Genomic DNA, 18523 nt, shown 5'->3' with positions numbered 1-18523 from the left:
CCTCCTATCTCCCGTAGGAAATGATGTTCTTCCTCATGGCAGGTCTCCTGGCTTTGAGTCATAGATCCGTCTTCCCTTCCCGTTTCATTTAAACAGTGGTAATCAAGACAGATCTCGTCATTACAGTGGCGGGACCGCGCTGGATTCGCACCAGCTTCCCTTTTCAACTTTATTCAAAAGTCACCATCAGGCAGTGTTATATTCACTTTTTTCTAGTATATCATTTTCCTTAAAAAAGAACAGCAACCCGAAAGCTGCTGTTCTCCATATTATTCCTCTATAAAACTACGATCTACTAACCCACTCAAATCAGGCTGTTCCTTCAAGAACTTTAGCTCATGTGATGCATTTGCAAAAGCTTGAAGAGTTGATTCTTTTACCTGATAAGTGAAGTCGATGCGATTCCAAGCATTATCAATTACCGATTTAGAAAGTTCTTGATTCGTAATGTCTTTGATCTTTTTAATAGCGATTTGTTTTGCTTCTTCTGGGTTGTTTTGGATAAATTCTGTCGCTTCCTTGTGAGCGTCTACAATGTTTTGTACAAGGTCTTTATTGTTTTTCACTAAGTCTGATGATGTTACGAACACAGCTGCTGGTAGAGTTTCACCAAATGCCACGTTTTTCGTGTCGATCAATACTTTACCGTAACCATCCTCTTCAATTTTAGAAGCCCATGGTTCTGGTACTGTAGCTATATCAACCTGACCTTGTGCGAACTGTTGGGCATAAGTTGCTGGCTTACCCGTAACGTGCTTTAAGCTTCCGTCTAGACGATCTGACTTCATACCGAATTCACGCATCATAAGCGTTTCAAACTGAACATCGTGTGTGCACCCAACTCGTGGGGAAATAAAGGTTTTGCCTTTAATATCTTCAACGGAATCAATTCCTGCACCTTTTCGTGCCATGATTACCGTTCCACCCGTTGAACCTGCTGCAACGACGTTTATTTTGGCTCCACTAGTAAAGTGGTTCATTGCTGGCCCTGGTCCAACAAGGCCACCTTGAATCTCTCCTGTTTCAATAGCCGTCATAAAAGCTGATCCATCCGGAAAGTACTTGTAGTTCACTTTTGTTCCATCTGGGAGGGTTTCTTCATACATCTTCTTCTCTTCAGCGACCATTCCAGCTACGTGGTTAATGTTCGGAAAATAACCAATTGTGATTTCGTCCGTTGATTTCGATTGACCTGTGTTTCCGCATGCAACTAATGCTAGACTTAGCAAAAGCATTCCCGCTGTCATAAGTATTTTTTTCATCAAATTCACCTCATTAATTTTTTAATAGTCCCCATCGTTTCATGACGGATCGTTCTATTTTTGAAAAGACTAGCTGATCAATAACGGCTCCAATAAAACCAATGATGATGATAATTGCGACTACCGTTTCCATCACAGCAAAGTCCATGGCATATCTAATTGAGTATCCCAGACCTGGACCATTAGTAAGCAACTCTCCTGCCATTAATGCGCGCCATCCAAAGGCCCAAGCAAGGCGAAGTCCAGTAACAAAATGGGGAAGACTAGCTGGAATTTCAATTTTAAAAAATAACTTCAGCCCTTTTACCCCCATGGTTCTTGCAGCTTGAATCATTTGACTAGGTACACTTATAAGGGCCGTGCGTACATTAAGAGCCATCACAAATGTACCGCCCATTACGATAACGAAATACACCGCTGTTTCATTAAAGCCAAACAACAAAATAGCTAACGGAACCCAAACAATACTAGGAATAGACTGAAGCGATACTAAATACATTCCTACCGTTTCATCAGCATTACGAGATTTTGCCAACAAAACTCCAATTAATGTACCGATCGCTATAGCTATCGGTAGACCAATGAGGATATGTTTAAAACTATTCAAAATGGCTTTTGTTAAAGTGCCATCTTGAAACCCTCCGACCATCGCATGATAAACCTCTACAGGTGAAGGGAATGCTATTTCTGGATATAGACCTAAAGAAAATACTATTTGCCAAATCCCTACCACAGCGGCAAGGAATACAATCCGTTTAAGCGCGATTTTCATACTGCAACTCTTCCTTCAACACTTTATTGATTTCACCTTCGAGAAGATTCATGACTTCTCGTTCTTTTGCAATGACCTTCTCATCATCTCGTTGGCGTGGTCTGGATATATCAATTGGGATATCTGCAATAATACGACCAGGCCGCGTGCCCATAACAACAACACGATCTGAGAGTTTAATAGCTTCCGAGATACTGTGGGTGACAAATAATATAGTTTTCTTGGTTTCCTTCCAAATTTTCATCAATTCATCATGTAAAATGTGTCGAGTTTGCTCATCTAAAGCACCAAAGGGTTCATCCATCAAAAGAACTTTGGGATCCATAGCTAGTGCTCTCGCAATAGCCACGCGTTGTTGCATACCTCCGGATAATTCATGAGGATAGGCTTGCTTAAAGCGACTTAAGTGCACCATCTGAAGATACTTTGTAGCTTGCTCCTCTTGTTCCTGTTTGGATAAGTGTTTTAATGGAAACTTTACGTTCTCGATTACACTCAACCAAGGAAAAAGAGCAGGCTGTTGGAACACCATACCACGATCAGGTCCAGGTGTTTTCACATCTACATGTTCAAGTTTGATAGAACCTTCTGATATAGACTCAAGGCCGGCTACCATCGATAAAAGTGTAGATTTCCCACACCCAGATGGACCGAGAATTGAGACAAATTCATTTTCTTGTATGGAAAGATCTACTTCAGAAAAGACCTCCCATGTTCCGCTTTCTTCATGCGGAAAAGTCTTAGCTAGTTGATCTATGTGTAAATACATATCGCTTCAGTCCTTTTATGATAATTCCTATTTGTTTTATCGGGATTATATGCACTATATTATACAGACGACATAATAAATGTGTCAATATTTCTTATTTTTTCTTTTTTGAAAAAATCTTTCCATGCAAATGGAATAGTTTTAACCTTTCACAAAAAGAAAGGAGCACAAACATCTATCGTTTGTACTCCTTTATAAAAACAATTATTTTCCCCTTTAAAACTAGTTCTTCGGAATTTTAATTTCTTGCCCGATTGAGATAAAGTGTGGGTTGGCTAGCTTGTTATAGTTCGCTAGATCTTTCCAGTTCACATCATATTTTGCAGCAATTTTACCGATTGTATCGCCTTGTTTAACAAGGTACACTTCATAGCCAGCATTGCCATCTGGAACTGGGATCGAAAGCGTTTGACCAGACATTAACTTACGTACGTCTTCGATATTGTTATACTCGGCAAGCTTCTTCCAGCTTACTCCGAATTTAGCACCGATTTTGCCAAGTGTGTCACCTGATTTAACCGTGTATTTATGATCGTTTGCTTTTGAATCTGTTGTTTCATCAGAAGTAGTTTCATCAGATTTATCAGACTGATCTTTTCCGTTATTCTCATCCGCTTTTGCCGTTACTTCAGAAATACGGCCTTCCGCTTCATAGATAATCGGCTCATCAAAGGATTGGATGTACTCGATCGTTGCATCCAAGTCGTTTGGACCTACTACCATGTTTTCACCAAGTTCAGCTAAACGATAATCTTCAGCACCATACATATAGTTGTTTACAACAACCGTGTATGTTTCATTTGGCTTTACAGCTGATCCATCAGGTAGCTTCATGCTCACAACTTCATTTGTTTTACCATTCCAAGTGTAAGAGAAACCAGATACACTTACGTCTGGACCATATTTTTCACTAATCTGTGCGTTTAGCACTTTGCGAAGGTCTTTACCTGTAAGCTCAACTTTATTTAGTGTGTTACCGAATGGTTGAACGGCGAAAACCTCTCCGAACGTGATCTCACCTTGGTCAATCACATCACGAATTCCGCCACCATTCATTAGCGCAAAATCAGCATCCATTGCCTCAACCATGCCATCAGCAATAAGGTTACCTAGTGCATTGTCTCCCACTTCACCGCGAGCAGCATAGCCGCCATCCAGCTTAACAGCTGCATTACCGACAACTTCTTCTTTTGCTTCTTTTACTTTTTCTTGATATTTGTTCAAAATCTCAGAAACCTCTTGATCTGGCTCTACATCTCCACGAATATTATTTACAATTTCTGCTGACTTTTTCACGATATCTCCTGTTTCTGGATCAATCTCTAAATCTACGTCAGCAAAAGCACGACTATAATCTAGTGCTTGTACAATTAATTTGTTGTCTACAAGACCATTGTTATACACGTGATTGTGTCCAGCAAAAATCACATCTACCGCATCATCAGTGTTTTTCGCGATTTCAGCAGCGTCACCTGTAATGGTCTCTCCCTCTTGAAATGCTGGGTTGTGAGCTAAAACAACGATTGCTTCTACGCCTTGTGCTTGTAATTCAGGAACATACTTGTTAATGGCTTCTGCTTCATCAGTGAATTCAACATTTTCGTTTCCTGTTTTAATAATCATTTCCGGTGTTTCAGTTGTAACAACACCAATAAAACCAATTTTTTGTCCGCCAATTTCTTCAATGGTATAAGGATCAATCACTAGATCTTTCGTGTCCTTATACTGAACATTTGCTGCAACAACTGGGAAGTTCATGCCATCATAGCCTTCAGTGCCATCCGGATGCTCGCCACCATTAATCATGCGAAGCATCTCCTCAACACCTTCGTCGAATTCATGGTTCCCTAATGTACCTACATCAAAGCCCATTGCCTCCATGATTTCTATAGTTGGCTCATCTTGAAAATATGCACTTACTAAAGGACTGCCTCCAATCATGTCCCCAGAATGAAGAAGAAGCGTATTTTCATTTTCTGCTTCTCGTTGCTCAAGATAGGTTGCAAGATAAGGCATGCCTCCAACAGAATCCTCTACTCCGTCTCCATTTACGTCCTTTTCTGAAGATTCATAGTCAATTTTTCCATGAAGGTCATTCATGAATAAAAGCTGAACCTCCACATTCCCTTCATCAGCTGCTTGAGCTGTGAATGGAGCTAGCCCCATAACCGCTGTCATGGCACCGGCTAGCAACTTGGTATATACCTTTCCCATAAGTCTCTCCCCTTTCTATTGATTACAACACTATTATCCTATCATTTTTTTACAGAAAAAATAGGATAATTATCATATTTTACTAATTTTTAGCATTTTTCTTACAATATTAACAAAACCATTACTTATATTTAAAAATAAGTCTCTCAATCCCCTTGTGTAGGGATATTGACAAAAATCCATGTTAAGGGTATATTAAGAATTGTCTTCAAATACAATACATACGATTCCGTAGCTCAGTTGGGAGAGCGCATGCTTGACAGGCATGAGGTCGTTGGTTCGAGCCCAATCGGAATCATTTTCCCAAAACCGTGTTGGAACTTTTCCAATGCGGTTTTTTACATTAAAAAAAGCGAAGCCCCAAGGGACTTCGCTTCTCTTTTATTGTGCCGGCACCATACCGCCTGCCGCTTCATATCGCGCATAGAATTCTTGTAAAAACTGATTCGTTACGTCATCGTTATGAATAAATAACATATTCTCATCATTAATCTCGTTTCCGTTCGTGCTCCAATTCGTAGATCCTACGATTGCTGTTGGATCACTGCTTGCGTACCCAGCATCAATGAGCATCGTTTTGGCATGCATTTTACGGTCCTCATTATCTTCATAAACAGGTGCTACGTTATTCCACCGGATGTTTGGGTTATTGGTAGATTCCTGTGATGCAGTACGTCCTGTCATTTCGATTGAAGCTGACCACCACTGATTCCAGAAGCTCTCATCATATACACCTTTCACTTCAAAACCTGTACGAGAACCTTCTAGATCATTGTAGGAACCTTCCCATTTATACTTCAATTCATTTACTAGGGTCTGATCACTCCATGCAAAAATCGTGAAGTAGCTGCTGTAATCCGCTTCATTTTTAACATAAGAAGCCATTTGGCCAACTGCGTCATCTCCAGCTGAGAAATACACATCCACTGGAGTTCCACCCACATCTACTGTATGAATGGTATTATCGGTCTTTCTACCGTGATAGTTTGAAACAGCTGGGTCAGGTGTTAATCCTGCACTTCCCCACATTTCATCAAATTCAGTTTTGAATACATCTGATAGATCCGTAGAGTTAAGCTCAACTACGTGCTGCGTGTTTCCACCTAGTACATCATTTTGCATATTGGTTTCAGACCCATAAAGCCCTGTAACCGTGAAGTTCCAACTACCTGTGAAAACCCACTTTCCATCTACGACTGCAAATTTATTATGCATTTGGTTGTCAGGAGAGTAGTAGCTTCCATCATCCTTCTGTTCAGCATCCGCTAAACGATATCCGGACTGCGTATCATTACCTACTCCAACTGTTACCTGCTCCATGCCTGTTACAGATGAAGGTAAACCATATTGTTCGCGTAACGTTTGATCTTCTACGGCAAACATAATGGAGTCAGAGAAAACATGAACATCGTCACTTGTACCAATCGTGCCATCTTCTCCTCTAAGTAACTGTTCTACGTAAAGACGCATTTTTCGATAACGTTCCGTGTAGTGTGGGTCACTTCCATCTTTCGCATCGGCTATTATACGAACATCTACACCCTCTGCTGCTTTTGTAACGAGTGCATCGATGATATTTGGAAGGTTGATTTCGTATGTTGCCATGTCGATTGATTCTGTTGCATTGTTAATACGCTTGATCAGTCTATCCTCTAAATTCACATTATAGTTCGCTTCATTTCCTGAAGTCGCATATTGATCATAAGCACATTTGTTAAAATATACATTTATACTGCCAGCTGTGTTGGATACGTTATTCAGTTGCTCTTCTGTAGTCGTGCAACCTTTTTCTGCCGCATTTGGCGTACCGTATCCTTCTGCGTATGTAGCAGTTGAGGTGAACCAATTACTAGCATTCGTTCCACTAGCTGTTGTGTCTTGGCGTGCCATTGTTGCTTTTGTATCATTATCACCAGCATACCAAGCATCCACGCTATCAATCACTTTTTGGCTATCATCGCGTAATTCTAGTGTTTCTCCGGAGTTACTTAGGGAGCCTGAATAAATAAGATTTGCAGAAACTTCGGATACCGTTGTGTCATCGGTTCGTTCAAGAAGATAATACCCACCTGCTGGAATTGTTCCAGAAAGTTGAATATCAGGTGAACCGTCTGCTGCACTTAACGTCCATCCATCAAGAGAAATCGTTGAACCTGTGTTGTTATAAAGCTCTAACCACTCATCATTGTAGCTTGAAGTTGTCCCCATCCACGCTATCTCACTTACAACAACATCATTCGTCGTTGCTGCATGAGAATTTTGTGGTGTTGGAAACATCGTCGTTAAAAGACTAAAAACCACCATAAGTACAAGCCATTTTCTGTTTTTCATACTGAATTCCCCACTCCTTTTTGGATTTTTACCTCACATTTCCTAAGGTATCACAGGAATGGATTGAATTTTCATAATTTACGAATCATTAATGTAAAAGGGTACTTAAGGCTCTCATTTTGGTAACTTAAGGTTTTTTTGTAGGTTTATAGAGATAAAAAATATATCAATCTATATATATGAAAATGGAAAGATGAAAAATTTTCACATTCATCCATGTTTCTATCTTTTATCAATTTCCAAAACATTTTTTAGATAATTGTGACTTTTCGTTCATTTACGACTTTTCAATGCACTTGTATACTTTTATTCGAAACGTTTCACTAAATTCTTTTTGAAAGGAAGTGCATTATTTGAAAAAATTTCTATTTTCCCTTTTAACTTTGGTGTTAGTTTTTACAGCTACTCTTCCCACTAGCACTTTTGCAAGCTCGAAACACATTGGAAAAGAGATTACTTTATCGAAACAATTGAAAGCGATTTCAGGTAAGACCTATCGTTACTTTGAAGATTTCACTAACGATAATACTGGACTTACTTATGATGCCGTTCGAATGAATAACGATGATCTAAATGAAAAGAAATATACTTCTCCTACCAATATAGGGATGTATATGATGAGTACCATTTCTGCCGACGAAATGGGGATCATTTCCCGTAAAGAAGCTGTTGCAAAAATTGAAAAAACCTTAGACTCCTTAGAAGATATGAAAACGTGGAATGGTTTGTTTTACAACTGGTATTACACAAAAGATGGTTCATTAATGACTGATTGGGGACAATTCATATCAACAGTTGATAATGGATGGCTTTCTGCAGGGTTAATCGTTGTAGGACAAGCTTATCCTGAGCTAAATGATCAAACGAGTTCAATTGTAGACAGTATGGATTATTCCACTCTTTATACACCAGAAGTTGGTCAAATGAGAGGTGGATATGATGTAGAAGCTGGTAGCTATACAGCCCACCATTATGGAGCTTTTTATACAGAACCTCGTGTGGCAAGCTATATCTCAATAGGGAAAGAAGATGTTCCAAAAGAGCATTGGTGGAAAATGTACCGTACTATGCCTGAGACTTGGGATTGGCAAGCTCAAACTCCTGAAGGCTACACAGAAACCTACGATGGGGTAGAATTATTCGAAGGACATTATAGCTATAAAGGGAAAAAATATGTCCCTAGTTGGGGTGGAAGTATGTTTGAAGCTTTAATGCCCCAACTCGTTCTAAAAGAAAAAGAACTTGGTAAAGATGCGCTTGGATTAAATAATCAACGTCATGTTGATATACAAATTCAATATGCTGAGGAGCAAGGGTTTGAAGCCTGGGGAATGTCACCGGCTGCTACACCTGAGGGGTATTCTGAATTTGCAGCCACTCCATTAGGAATGGACGGTTACAAATCGGATGGCACTGTTACTCCACACGCTACATTTTTAGCTCTAGAATACGCACCGATGGAAGCTTTAAAAAATATCAATACATTGAAACGTTTCGACACTTATGATAAATACGGTTTCCTTGATTCTGTTAATGTAGAAACAGGAGAAGTAACCCAGGCATATCTTGCTTTAGATCAAGGTATGATAATGGTATCAATCGCTAACTATTTAAAAGATGGCGTCATCAGAGATTACTTCCATGAAGATAAAATTGGTGAAACACCAGAGGAGTTACTGATCAAAGAAGAATTCTCTATAAAATAAAACTTTGCTCGTTAATTATTTAATAAAATTTATTAAGTAATCGAATGGAATATTTCGTTTTAGACTTTATGTAAATAAAAAAGCTCACGCAACCGTGAGCTTTTTTATTATATTTTTTTGAATATAATTATCTCTCTTCTAAAGCCTTCCATTCTGAAAAGCTATGATACGTAATTCCATTGAATCCAGTCGCTTTTTGATAGAAGCTTCTTACTTTGGAAAGCTCTTGTTCCATTTCTAGATACGTCTTGTCATCGAAACTCACATAATCTAAATAGTGAGGCTTTACCTCTACACCGATTTCGACTTTTGGAGAGTTCGCATAAAGGACCTCATTTTCAGATAGAGAAGTGATACTATTCGATCCAAGTGCAGTGTTACGATAAGCCATGACTGTCACGTAATCGTTGCGATCAATCATTTCTTTATAGAATCCAGGGTAATAGGGTTCTACACTTTTTCCGTCTGTCCAGAAAGGTAAGTCTGATCCAACGATGAACCCGTTTTGCTTAGCATAATTGATATATTCTTGCGATGTGTTCGACCACTGCTGTATCGTGCCTGCCCGGTCTGTATCCCACTCGTCTAGCACGTGCGGTTCGACATCGAAATGAATCCCGATAAATTTCGCGTTTTCATCTGAAACACTAGCATTGTATTCCATCACTAAATCCATGCGATGTGTTCCGATTGAAATATTCTTTTCAAGCGCCCACTTAGGTGCTCCCATTAGTGCATGAACTTTGATACCTTGTTCGGTTAATTTTGAAATAAAGTATGGGTAGCTTTCTTCAACTAACGGGTTATAATGCAGATACACATTATCCACATGATGTTTTGTTAAGAAATCAATCGTTTCATCAGGTGTATCTCTAACCGCACTACTCTCCCATAACCATACGTTCTTTTGTGTATTATATTCATTAAGTGCATTTCTTATCGCTTCACTATAACTCGTAAATTTAGCCGTTTTCACAGATTTTGAAATTGAGGATAGGGACGTAAGGTCTCCTCCATCAAAAAATTGTGCTGCTTGATCATCTGTGTACACAATGGACACACCAGACTGACTAGTTGTTTCTGAACTAATCGTTGCTTGAAAGCCATTCATCTCTAGGTGTTTCTGAATCATGCTTTTAAGCGTAGGGTTATTTCCTTTAATCGTAGTACTTACCGTTGTCCCTTCTTCACCTAAAACAGATACATTTGTCGTAATATCTCTGCTTACTTCAGAAGATGACTGAATCGTTGTAGCCGTCTCGGTTACATCCGTTACTCGATAATGATTATAGGCGTCTCCTGCAGCTGATTCTGCAATGAAAGAAGAAACAGGTAGGTAGTCTCCGCTTTCTTTGCCATCAATAAAAACGTTCGATTGGTTATCCACATATGTAAACTCCCAACAACTTTCGCAAACCACTTCATCCTGAGATGTTATGGCACTCTCTCCAAATGCAACTTCGTTTACCATTGCTCCCAATAATCCGAATCCTAACAACAACATAAATAAAGACCGCAATGTCACTTTAATTTTCAAATTGTACGTTCCCTTCTACTGAGGTATTTGTGATCACACTCTATTTATCGATAAGGAACGAAGGGATATAAATACATTTTCATAATAATAACCATAAATACCTATGAACCCATATAACATCATGGTTACTTTCGTCACATTAATACCCCTAATATTACAAAAAAGTAGTTCAATTCGGGGTACTAAATCATCGTACTCCCAAACTGAACTACTCTACCTAAGCAGACTGTTTCTCATCCACATTTACTTCATTTACTTTTTTTCCCATTAATTTATCCACAATAATAGAAATCGCGCCGTCACCTGTTACGTTCGTTGCTGTTCCGAAGCTATCTTGTGCCAGATAGAGAGCAATCATCAAGGAAAGCATAGCTTCGTTAAATCCAAGCATAGATTGAAGGAGTCCAAGAGCTGCCATAACTGCGCCTCCCGGTACGCCCGGTGCAGCAATCATTGTCAGGCCGAGCGCTAAGATAAATGGAAAGATATTAGCAAAAGAAAGATCCATTCCGTTAAGCGTCATAACCGCCATCGCTGCACTTACGATTGTAATTGTACTACCAGATAGATGAATGTTTGCACAAAGCGGCACAACAAATTCTGCTATTTTATCTCCAACTTTATTTTTCTTGGTTTGCTTCAGCGTTACTGGAATTGTCGACGCTGATGATTGCGTTCCAAGTGCTGTGAAGTATGCAGGAACCATATTGCGTAAAGAGCCTAAAATGTTCTTCCCAGAAAGAGCAGAAGCTGTCGTGTATTGAAGCAACAACATGACAAGATGTAAAACAATAATCATAGCAAAAACTTTAATAAATGTAGACATGATTGTTGCAACCTGACCACCGTGTGTCATGTTCGCAAAAATTCCGAAAATGTGTACAGGTAAAAGTGGAATGATGACCACTTGAATGACTCTTTCAATAATACCACGGAAGTCTTCAAATGCTTTTTGGAGTGTGTTTCCTTGAATAGAAGCAAGTCCAAGTCCCAATATGAACGCTAGAATTAATGCTGTCATAACGCTCATGACAGGTGGCATGTCTACCTTGAAAAAACCTTCAAGCAAGAACTCTTCTGGATTTTCAAAGCTTTCACCGCTCCCACTTGCTCCTAGCATTTTAGGTAGGATCATGCTTCCAGCAAAAAATGCTAATAAACCTGCCATAATCGTAGATCCATATGCGACGGAGGCTGTTAGACTTACAAGTTTGCCAGCCCCTTTTCCTAGTTCACCGATTCCTGGTGCAATGAAACCAAGGATAATCAGTGGAATCACAAAGTTTAAAAAGTTACCGAATAATCCATTGAATGTAGCGAATAACTCTATCCACCATTGAGGAAGAAACAGTCCACTCACAATGCCTAGTCCGATGCCTATTAATAAACGAGGTAATAATCCTATCTTCATGTTTTGTCCTCCTCATATGAACAACTGTTCTTTATTGATGGATATAGTATAGCCCCTGAAAAAGGATTTGTGAAGGTCATGAGCGTTATTCGGAATTTTCTATCTTAATAGCGTTTTCAATACTAGGAAGAATGCGGTGGGGTTCACATTAATATCCTTTGCATCCAAGAGGAGATTGGTAAATTGAAGTTCTAGATACACCTTCTTATTTGATGAACTTCACTACTAATCTGCTTTCTTTCCTCACTTATATACTGTACTTCAACACTAATCCACTCTCTTTCCTCACTTATCTACTGTACTTCAACACTAATCTGCTCTCCTCCCTCACTTATATACTGTACTTCAACACTAACCCGCTTTCCTTCCTCACTTATTCACCCAGCTTCAACACTAATCCGCTCTCCTTCCTCACTTATTCACCCAGTTTCATCACAAGTACACTATCCGCTCCATACCCCATAAAAAAAAGAAGCCCCCTAAAAAGGAGACTCCTACCTGATCAACATTATGAAGCTTTCGTAACCGGCTTACCAATCATATCACGCTTGAACAAGAACTGAGCTCCGATAAGAGCACCGAACGTTATAAGTCCAGCTGTGTCAGATTGCCAGCCAGGATAGATCAATGCGAGTCCGCCAGCTACAGCTAGGATACGCTCGATCCAATACGTTTTGCGATACCAGTAACCGATCATGCCGGCTCCAATGGCAATCATACCTGTTACCGCCGTGAATAAAATCCAGATAAGCTCCAAGAATGTCGTATCAATCATGAGCAACTGAGGCTGCAATACGAACATGTACGGGATGATAAACGCTGCAATGGCAAGTTTTGCGGCGTTGACTCCGGTTCGTATTGGTTCTCCACCTGATACACCTGATGCAGCAAAGGCAGCCAGGGCAACTGGTGGTGTAATATCGGCAATAATACCGAAATAGAACACGAATAAGTGCGCAGGTAGATCTTGAACACCTAGCAGAATAATCGCTGGTGCTGCGATCGTTGATGTGATAACGTAGTTCGCTGTTGTCGGCGATCCCATTCCAAGGATAATCGCTGCAATCATTGTAAAGAACAACGTTAATAGAATCTGTTCATTTGCTAATGCCACAAGACTGTTAGCGAGCTTCAGACCCAATCCTGTTTTCGTCACAACGCCCACGATAATACCTGCAGCAGCTGTTGCTGCTACTACGCCTAGCGCAGTGCGAGCACCATCAACAAGAGCATCAATTGTATCAGCAAAGTTACCATCGAATAAGTAACTAACTAGAATCGTTAAGATCGCTGCACCAACAAATGCTGTTTGAAGCAGCTTGTTTGGTAATGCTCCATCAAGCATCAATTGCAAGACTGGGTAACCAATGGCCCCTACTACAAATGTTGCGATGTAAAGCTTACGGAAACGCTCAGGACGTAATAAACCAACTAAAATAGTCGTTAGAATTCCTAAGAATGCCGCCATGATAACACTTAAACCTGAAGCCAAGAAGACAACGATCGCCACAAGAGGTAATAATAAGTAAAGTCTTTTGAATACCTCTTTTTTATCGGGCATTTCTTCTTCACTTAAGCCTTCCAAGCCATTACGCTTCGCTTCAAAGTGCGTCATGATATAAATACCAGTAAAGTATAGAATCGCTGGGATCGCTGCAGCTTTTGCAATCGTCCAATAATCGATTCCGATAAATTCAATCATAAGAAATGCAGCTGCACCCATAATTGGCGGCATGAGCTGTCCACCTGTAGAGGCTGCTGCTTCAACGCCACCAGCAAATTCTTTACGATAGCCGAGTTTTTTCATCATCGGAATTGTAAAAGAACCTGATGTTACAACGTTTGCTACGGAACTACCACTAATAGTTCCCTGTAAAGCACTTGAGAAAATCGCCACTTTCGCAGGTCCACCAGTACGTTTACCTGCTATGGTTACAGCAAGGTCATTAAAGTACTGTCCTACTCCTGTTTGAACCAGGAATGATCCAAATAATAGGAAGAGGAAAATAAACGTAGCTGACACGGCTAGTGGCGTACCTAGAATACCTTCTGTTGTGAAATACATGGATTGAACAAGGTTATCCAAGTCCACTCCTCTATGTTTCAGAAACCCCGGCATTTGACGGCCCCAATAAGCATACGCTAAAAATAATCCGGCAATAACAGTAATTGGGAGTCCTACCGCTCTTCTTGTTGCTTCTAAAACTAGAATCACAGCAAGAATACCGACATAAAAGTCCGTTTGGTTAATCGAGCTTGCTCTAACAACAAGTTCGTCATATTGTAAAGGCCAATATAGCCCTACTCCTACACCTAGTATGGATAATAGGTAGTCAATCCAACTTAATTTCCCTTTTTCTCGCAGCTTTTTTGTAGCCGGAAAAAGTAAAAAGATAAGAGCTAAAGCAAAACCAAGGTGAATAGGTCTATGAATTTGAGCTGGCAGTCGATGCACAACTGTAAAATAAAGTTGATAAACTGAAAAGGCTAGTAAACCAAAAAAGACAATTTTGGCTACGATACCTGAGAGTTGTCTGACACCTGATTCAGGGTCATACTTCTGCATTAGTGCTTGTTGTTCTTCTTGGGATAAGTTCTTCTCTTGTTCACTCAAGCATATTCACTCCTTCCAAGAGCTGCCACCTACTCAAATGCTTTGCTTTGATTTGAATATTGGTTCCTGCTCCGACGAATTTCTTTAATAAAAATTTCTGATTTTGATAGATGATTTTGTGCTTTGCTCTCACCTGTCCGACTGAGAGGTTTATGTAAGGAAAAGCCTTTGCATCTTTGCTTTTTTCTATAATATATTTACCATCCTCAGTTCGGAATGTGTCACCACCATGGGCATCTGAGGGCATTCCAATTGCTGTATCTTCGTATATAAGCTTCTCTGGTTTCATCATTCCCTCTTTCACCCGATACAACTCCCGAACTTCAGATAAATGCACAGAATGCGTGTACCGCAGTTCAATTACATCATGTTCATTAACAGGGATATAGGACAAAAGCTCGTTTGTCCGTTGATTTTGAAAGGTTAATACATAGTGGTTTGGATAAAAGATGAGCGCGGTTAAACCCGCTATTAAGGTGAGGGAAATGATTACGATTGTAACGATTGATTTTCGCTTTAATGTGTTCATCCTATTCCCTTCTTTGAACATAATTAAATAGGAAAAGATAGACCAATAAAGGCATTGGCCTATCTCAAATTAAGCCACTTAACGTTGTTCAATTAGTCTTTGCTGATACCCTTTTCGTCGAAGTATTTCTTCGCACCTGGGTGCAATTCAATACCTACACCGTTAAGAGCAGATTCAGCAGAAATAAACTCACCTTTAGAGTGTGTAACTTTATCTGTGTTGTTGAAGATTGCTTTCGTTACGTTATACACAACCTCTTCACTAAGGTCTTTCTTTACAACAAGCATCGCTTGAACAGCTACTGTTGTTACGTCTTCTTTAAGACCATACGTACCTTCTTTAACCGTATCCTTAGCATAGTAAGGGTACTCTTCTTTTAGCTCATTGATCTTCTCTTCTTTAATTGGAACGATCGAAATATCTTGTGTTGCAGCAAGTCCTTCAACAGCGCCAGTTGGAGTACCAGATGTGATGAACGCTGCATCGATAGATCCGTCTTTAATACCGTCTGTAGACTCACCAAAGCTTAGGTTACGTACCGTCATATCCTCTTCACTCAAACCATGAGCTTTAAGAATATTTTTAGCATTTGCTCTTGTACCAGAACCGATATTACCTAGTGAAACCGTTTTACCTTTTAAATCTTCTACAGATTTAACTCCAGATCCTTTAGTCGTTACAATTTGAATCGTTTCAGGGTAAAGAGATCCAATTGCTTGTACATTATCGATCTTGTTACCTTCGAACATTAGCTTACCTTCAGCTGCATAAGCTGCGATGTCCGTTTGAACAAACGCCATTTCACCACTACCATCAGCAAGCTTTTTCATGTTCTCTACAGATGCGCCTGAAGAGTTTGCTGTTGCATCAACACCATCAACGTTATTATTGATGATTGTTTGGAAAGTACCGCCAAGTGGATAATATGTACCCTGAGATCCACCCGTTAAAATTCCTAAGAACTGTGTTCCACCATCTTCTCCTTCACCGCCGTTACCGCCGTCAGCAGATCCGCCTCCGCAAGCAGCAAGGATTGTGGAAAGCGCTAACAAAAGCGCCATAGACAATAAACCTTTTTTCATGTTCATGTTTTTTACCCCCATGTTCATAATTTTTTTCACTTCGGTAAAACATTTTAGCAAGTCCTACTTGAAAACACAATTGTTTTCTCTTTCCTACATTCCCACGTTAAAGGAATACATAAACTAAAATTTTTTACATTTCTTATCTTTATCATATTTTTACTTAATTATTTATCATCTTTCCTTTCCAAAGCAACCTACAAATGTTGCATTTTTTAAAGAGGAAGACATAGCTCACAATCACCTTATTTGTATATCAAATAAAACAATTCCACATTTTAACTTTATTATCCATTAATAAGAAATCACTAAGTGCTAAAGACTGAGAAAAACCTATAATAATATTCTCATATTTTTTTTAGATTTTGACGGTTGATGTAGAAAACGCTTTATTCCACTTTTGCTAATAGTTTATGATACACTAGTCATGTTGAAGTTTTGCGGAAATTTTATTGGGGTAATCGAAAGGAAATCTTCCTTTACAACTAGGAGGTGTACAATATGGGTAGAAAAGGCACAATGGAAGAAGAATCAATTAATAGTATTTACTTAGATGAAACGATGACGGTGAAAATTTATAAGCCATCCTCGTTTTCCCCCTTATATAAATATCACATCTGCATCATGCAGGATGGAAATGACTACTTACAATTGGGTCGTGTTGCCACGTTAAGTGATCGTTATCATGAAGATGGGACGATTGAAAATACGATTTTTGTAGGCATTCATTATCAAGACAAGCACGATCGTCGTAATAAGTATCACCCAGAAGGAGAACAGTTCGTTGATTATATGAAGTTTTTAGCGAATGAGGTTGTTCCTATGTTGGATGAGAAATTGCCAACGTATCACATGGGTGGTTGTCGAGCACTAATGGGAGACTCACTGGCAGGAACAATGGCACTTATGACGGCAGTGAAATATCCAAACACATTCGGCAAAGTTATTATGCAGTCTCCGTATGTTGATGACTTTGTAATGGAACAAGTTAAAGATAGCACAAGTGTACAATCCATGGAGATCTATCATACAATCGGTACTGAAGAAACCGAAGTGGAAACGACAAACGGTGCTGTGCAAGACTTTCTAACACCGAATCGTAAACTTAAAGAATTTCTACAAAACCAATGTTCCGAATACATCTACCATGAATTAGATGGAAATCATACATGGAAACATTGGCAAAAAGACCTAAAAAGAGCAATTCCTACAATGTTTGGGAATGAATCTCATTAAATTTCCCCAAGCGAAATGTCAGAAAATTTGATATAATGCAGATACATCTATAATCAATAACCCGTATCTTATATAGTTTTTTCATATTAAGGAGGTACAAAGATGAAGTACGGTATAGCAATTTTTCCATCAAAAAAAATCCAAGACGTCGCGAACTCTTACAGAAAACGTTACGATCCACATTACGCGCTAATTCCTCCACATGTAACGTTAAAGGAAGCTTTTGAAGAAGACGAAGAAAACACAGATCAACTTGTTCAGAAGCTATCCAAAATTGCAAAAGAAACAGAGCCTTTCACTATGAATGTTAATAAGCTGAGTACTTTTGCTCCTGTAACAAATGCTATTTACATGAAGGTTGAACCAGTAGAAGAATTGGTTAAACTTCATGAGCGTCTACATGCAGAAGATATACCGAACGAAAAAACATATCAGTTTGTGCCACATATTACGATTGCTCAAAAGCTTTCAGATGATGAGCATTCGGATGTTTATGGATCATTAAAAATGATGGACCATGAATTCGAAGAAACCGTAGATCGTTTTCAACTGTTATATCAACTAGAAAACGGTATGTGGACTGTGTATGAAACATTCCATTTAGGTGAGGGTTAAAAAGAAGTGAACATTATAAAAGTATCAAACGAACAAGAACAAAAAGATGCCTATTTTGTTCGCCAAAAAGTATTCGTAGAGGAACAGCACGTTTCACTTGAAGAAGAAATGGACCAATTCGATGATATCGCAACCCATTTTGTTGGGTATGAGGACAATCTTCCAGTGGCTGCAAGCCGTCTACGTTATGTAGAAGGCTATGGAAAACTTGAACGCATTTGTATTTTAAAAAAATACCGCGGTCGAGGCTATGGTAAGCAAATGATTCTACACATGGAACAAGAAGTCAGTGATCAAGGCTATGAAAAGTCCAAGCTTAACGCTCAAACACAAGCACTAGACTTCTACAAAAACCTTGGATATGAAGTTGTTTCTGAAGAGTTTATGGATGCTGGAATTCCACATGTAACCATGACAAAGGAAATCAAGTAAAAAGAATCCCCCT

The 18523-nt window shown here is 39.3% G+C and carries 14 protein-coding genes, 1 tRNA gene and 1 riboswitch; of the genes, 5 read left to right on the top strand and 10 right to left on the bottom strand.

Annotated features, from left to right (window positions below; all coding sequences use genetic code 11):
• Nucleotides 1-19: 19 nt before the first annotated feature.
• Nucleotides 20-203, bottom strand: a riboswitch (cobalamin riboswitch).
• Between the two features lie 66 nt (nucleotides 204-269).
• The 4 genes from GS400_RS05430 to GS400_RS05415 all read right to left on the bottom strand — a co-directional run bounded on the left by GS400_RS05430 (nucleotide 270) and on the right by GS400_RS05415 (nucleotide 5017).
• Complete coding sequence (locus tag GS400_RS05430) at nucleotides 270-1262, bottom strand: aliphatic sulfonate ABC transporter substrate-binding protein (protein WP_160099740.1); 993 nt, start codon at nucleotides 1260-1262, stop codon at nucleotides 270-272.
• Nucleotides 1263-1275: 13 nt separating this feature from the next.
• Nucleotides 1276-2034 carry an ABC transporter permease gene (locus GS400_RS05425; RefSeq protein WP_160099738.1) on the bottom strand — a complete coding sequence of 253 codons (759 nt, stop codon included), beginning with the start codon at nucleotides 2032-2034 and terminating at the stop codon, nucleotides 1276-1278.
• Nucleotides 2018-2803 carry an ABC transporter ATP-binding protein gene (locus tag GS400_RS05420; protein ID WP_160099736.1) on the bottom strand — a complete coding sequence of 262 codons (786 nt, stop codon included), beginning with the start codon at nucleotides 2801-2803 and terminating at the stop codon, nucleotides 2018-2020. Before GS400_RS05420 ends, GS400_RS05425 begins: the two co-directional genes overlap by 17 nt.
• 222 nt (nucleotides 2804-3025) lie before the next feature.
• A complete protein-coding gene (locus GS400_RS05415; protein WP_160099734.1) occupies nucleotides 3026-5017 on the bottom strand; it encodes a 5'-nucleotidase C-terminal domain-containing protein in 1992 nt (663 codons plus the stop codon).
• A gap of 225 nt (nucleotides 5018-5242) precedes the next feature.
• Between GS400_RS05415 and GS400_RS05410 the strand changes: the two genes are divergently transcribed.
• Nucleotides 5243-5315 (top strand) — tRNA-Val (locus GS400_RS05410).
• An 83-nt stretch (nucleotides 5316-5398) separates the two neighbouring features.
• On the opposite strand, the gene GS400_RS05405 is transcribed toward GS400_RS05410, so the two are convergent.
• Nucleotides 5399-7348, bottom strand: coding sequence for a phospholipase D-like domain-containing protein (locus GS400_RS05405; RefSeq protein WP_160099732.1), 1950 nt, complete (start codon nucleotides 7346-7348; stop codon nucleotides 5399-5401).
• Between the two features lie 344 nt (nucleotides 7349-7692).
• On the opposite strand from GS400_RS05405, the gene GS400_RS05400 reads away from it, so the two are divergent.
• The gene (locus GS400_RS05400) at nucleotides 7693-9054 is read left to right on the top strand and encodes a glucoamylase family protein (protein ID WP_236561159.1); all 1362 of its coding nucleotides are present in this window, start codon (nucleotides 7693-7695) and stop codon (nucleotides 9052-9054) included.
• Nucleotides 9055-9181: 127 nt separating this feature from the next.
• Here the strand turns inward: GS400_RS05400 and GS400_RS05395 are convergent, their stop codons facing one another.
• The 5 genes from GS400_RS05395 to GS400_RS05375 all read right to left on the bottom strand — a co-directional run bounded on the left by GS400_RS05395 (nucleotide 9182) and on the right by GS400_RS05375 (nucleotide 16233).
• Nucleotides 9182-10591 (bottom strand): hypothetical protein, encoded by a 1410-nt coding sequence (locus GS400_RS05395; protein WP_160099728.1) that lies wholly within the window; start codon nucleotides 10589-10591, stop codon nucleotides 9182-9184.
• Nucleotides 10592-10808: 217 nt separating this feature from the next.
• Nucleotides 10809-12002: a dicarboxylate/amino acid:cation symporter gene (locus GS400_RS05390; protein WP_160099726.1), complete on the bottom strand. Its 1194-nt coding sequence runs from the start codon at nucleotides 12000-12002 to the stop codon at nucleotides 10809-10811.
• Nucleotides 12003-12510: 508 nt separating this feature from the next.
• Nucleotides 12511-14568, bottom strand: a complete 2058-nt coding sequence (locus tag GS400_RS05385; protein ID WP_160104521.1) for a TRAP transporter permease — start codon at nucleotides 14566-14568, stop codon at nucleotides 12511-12513.
• 40 nt (nucleotides 14569-14608) lie between these two features.
• Nucleotides 14609-15145 (bottom strand): DUF1850 domain-containing protein, encoded by a 537-nt coding sequence (locus GS400_RS05380; protein WP_160099724.1) that lies wholly within the window; start codon nucleotides 15143-15145, stop codon nucleotides 14609-14611.
• Between the two features lie 92 nt (nucleotides 15146-15237).
• Nucleotides 15238-16233: a TAXI family TRAP transporter solute-binding subunit gene (locus GS400_RS05375; RefSeq protein WP_160099722.1), complete on the bottom strand. Its 996-nt coding sequence runs from the start codon at nucleotides 16231-16233 to the stop codon at nucleotides 15238-15240.
• Between the two features lie 495 nt (nucleotides 16234-16728).
• Here GS400_RS05375 and GS400_RS05370 point away from each other — a divergent pair, with 495 nt between their 5' ends.
• The 3 genes from GS400_RS05370 (at nucleotide 16729) to GS400_RS05360 (ending at nucleotide 18510) form a co-directional block, all read left to right on the top strand.
• Nucleotides 16729-17463 (top strand): alpha/beta hydrolase, encoded by a 735-nt coding sequence (locus tag GS400_RS05370; protein ID WP_160099720.1) that lies wholly within the window; start codon nucleotides 16729-16731, stop codon nucleotides 17461-17463.
• A 102-nt stretch (nucleotides 17464-17565) separates the two neighbouring features.
• A complete protein-coding gene (locus GS400_RS05365) occupies nucleotides 17566-18078 on the top strand; it encodes a YjcG family protein (RefSeq protein WP_160099718.1) in 513 nt (170 codons plus the stop codon).
• A 6-nt stretch (nucleotides 18079-18084) separates the two neighbouring features.
• Nucleotides 18085-18510 carry a GNAT family N-acetyltransferase gene (locus GS400_RS05360; protein ID WP_160099716.1) on the top strand — a complete coding sequence of 142 codons (426 nt, stop codon included), beginning with the start codon at nucleotides 18085-18087 and terminating at the stop codon, nucleotides 18508-18510.
• The last annotated feature ends 13 nt before the right edge of the window (nucleotides 18511-18523 follow it).

The sequence above is a fragment of the Pontibacillus sp. HMF3514 genome (genome assembly GCF_009858175.1).
GTDB lineage: Bacteria > Bacillota > Bacilli > Bacillales > BH030062 > Pontibacillus.
This window is presented reverse-complemented; position numbering and strand designations above follow the sequence as displayed.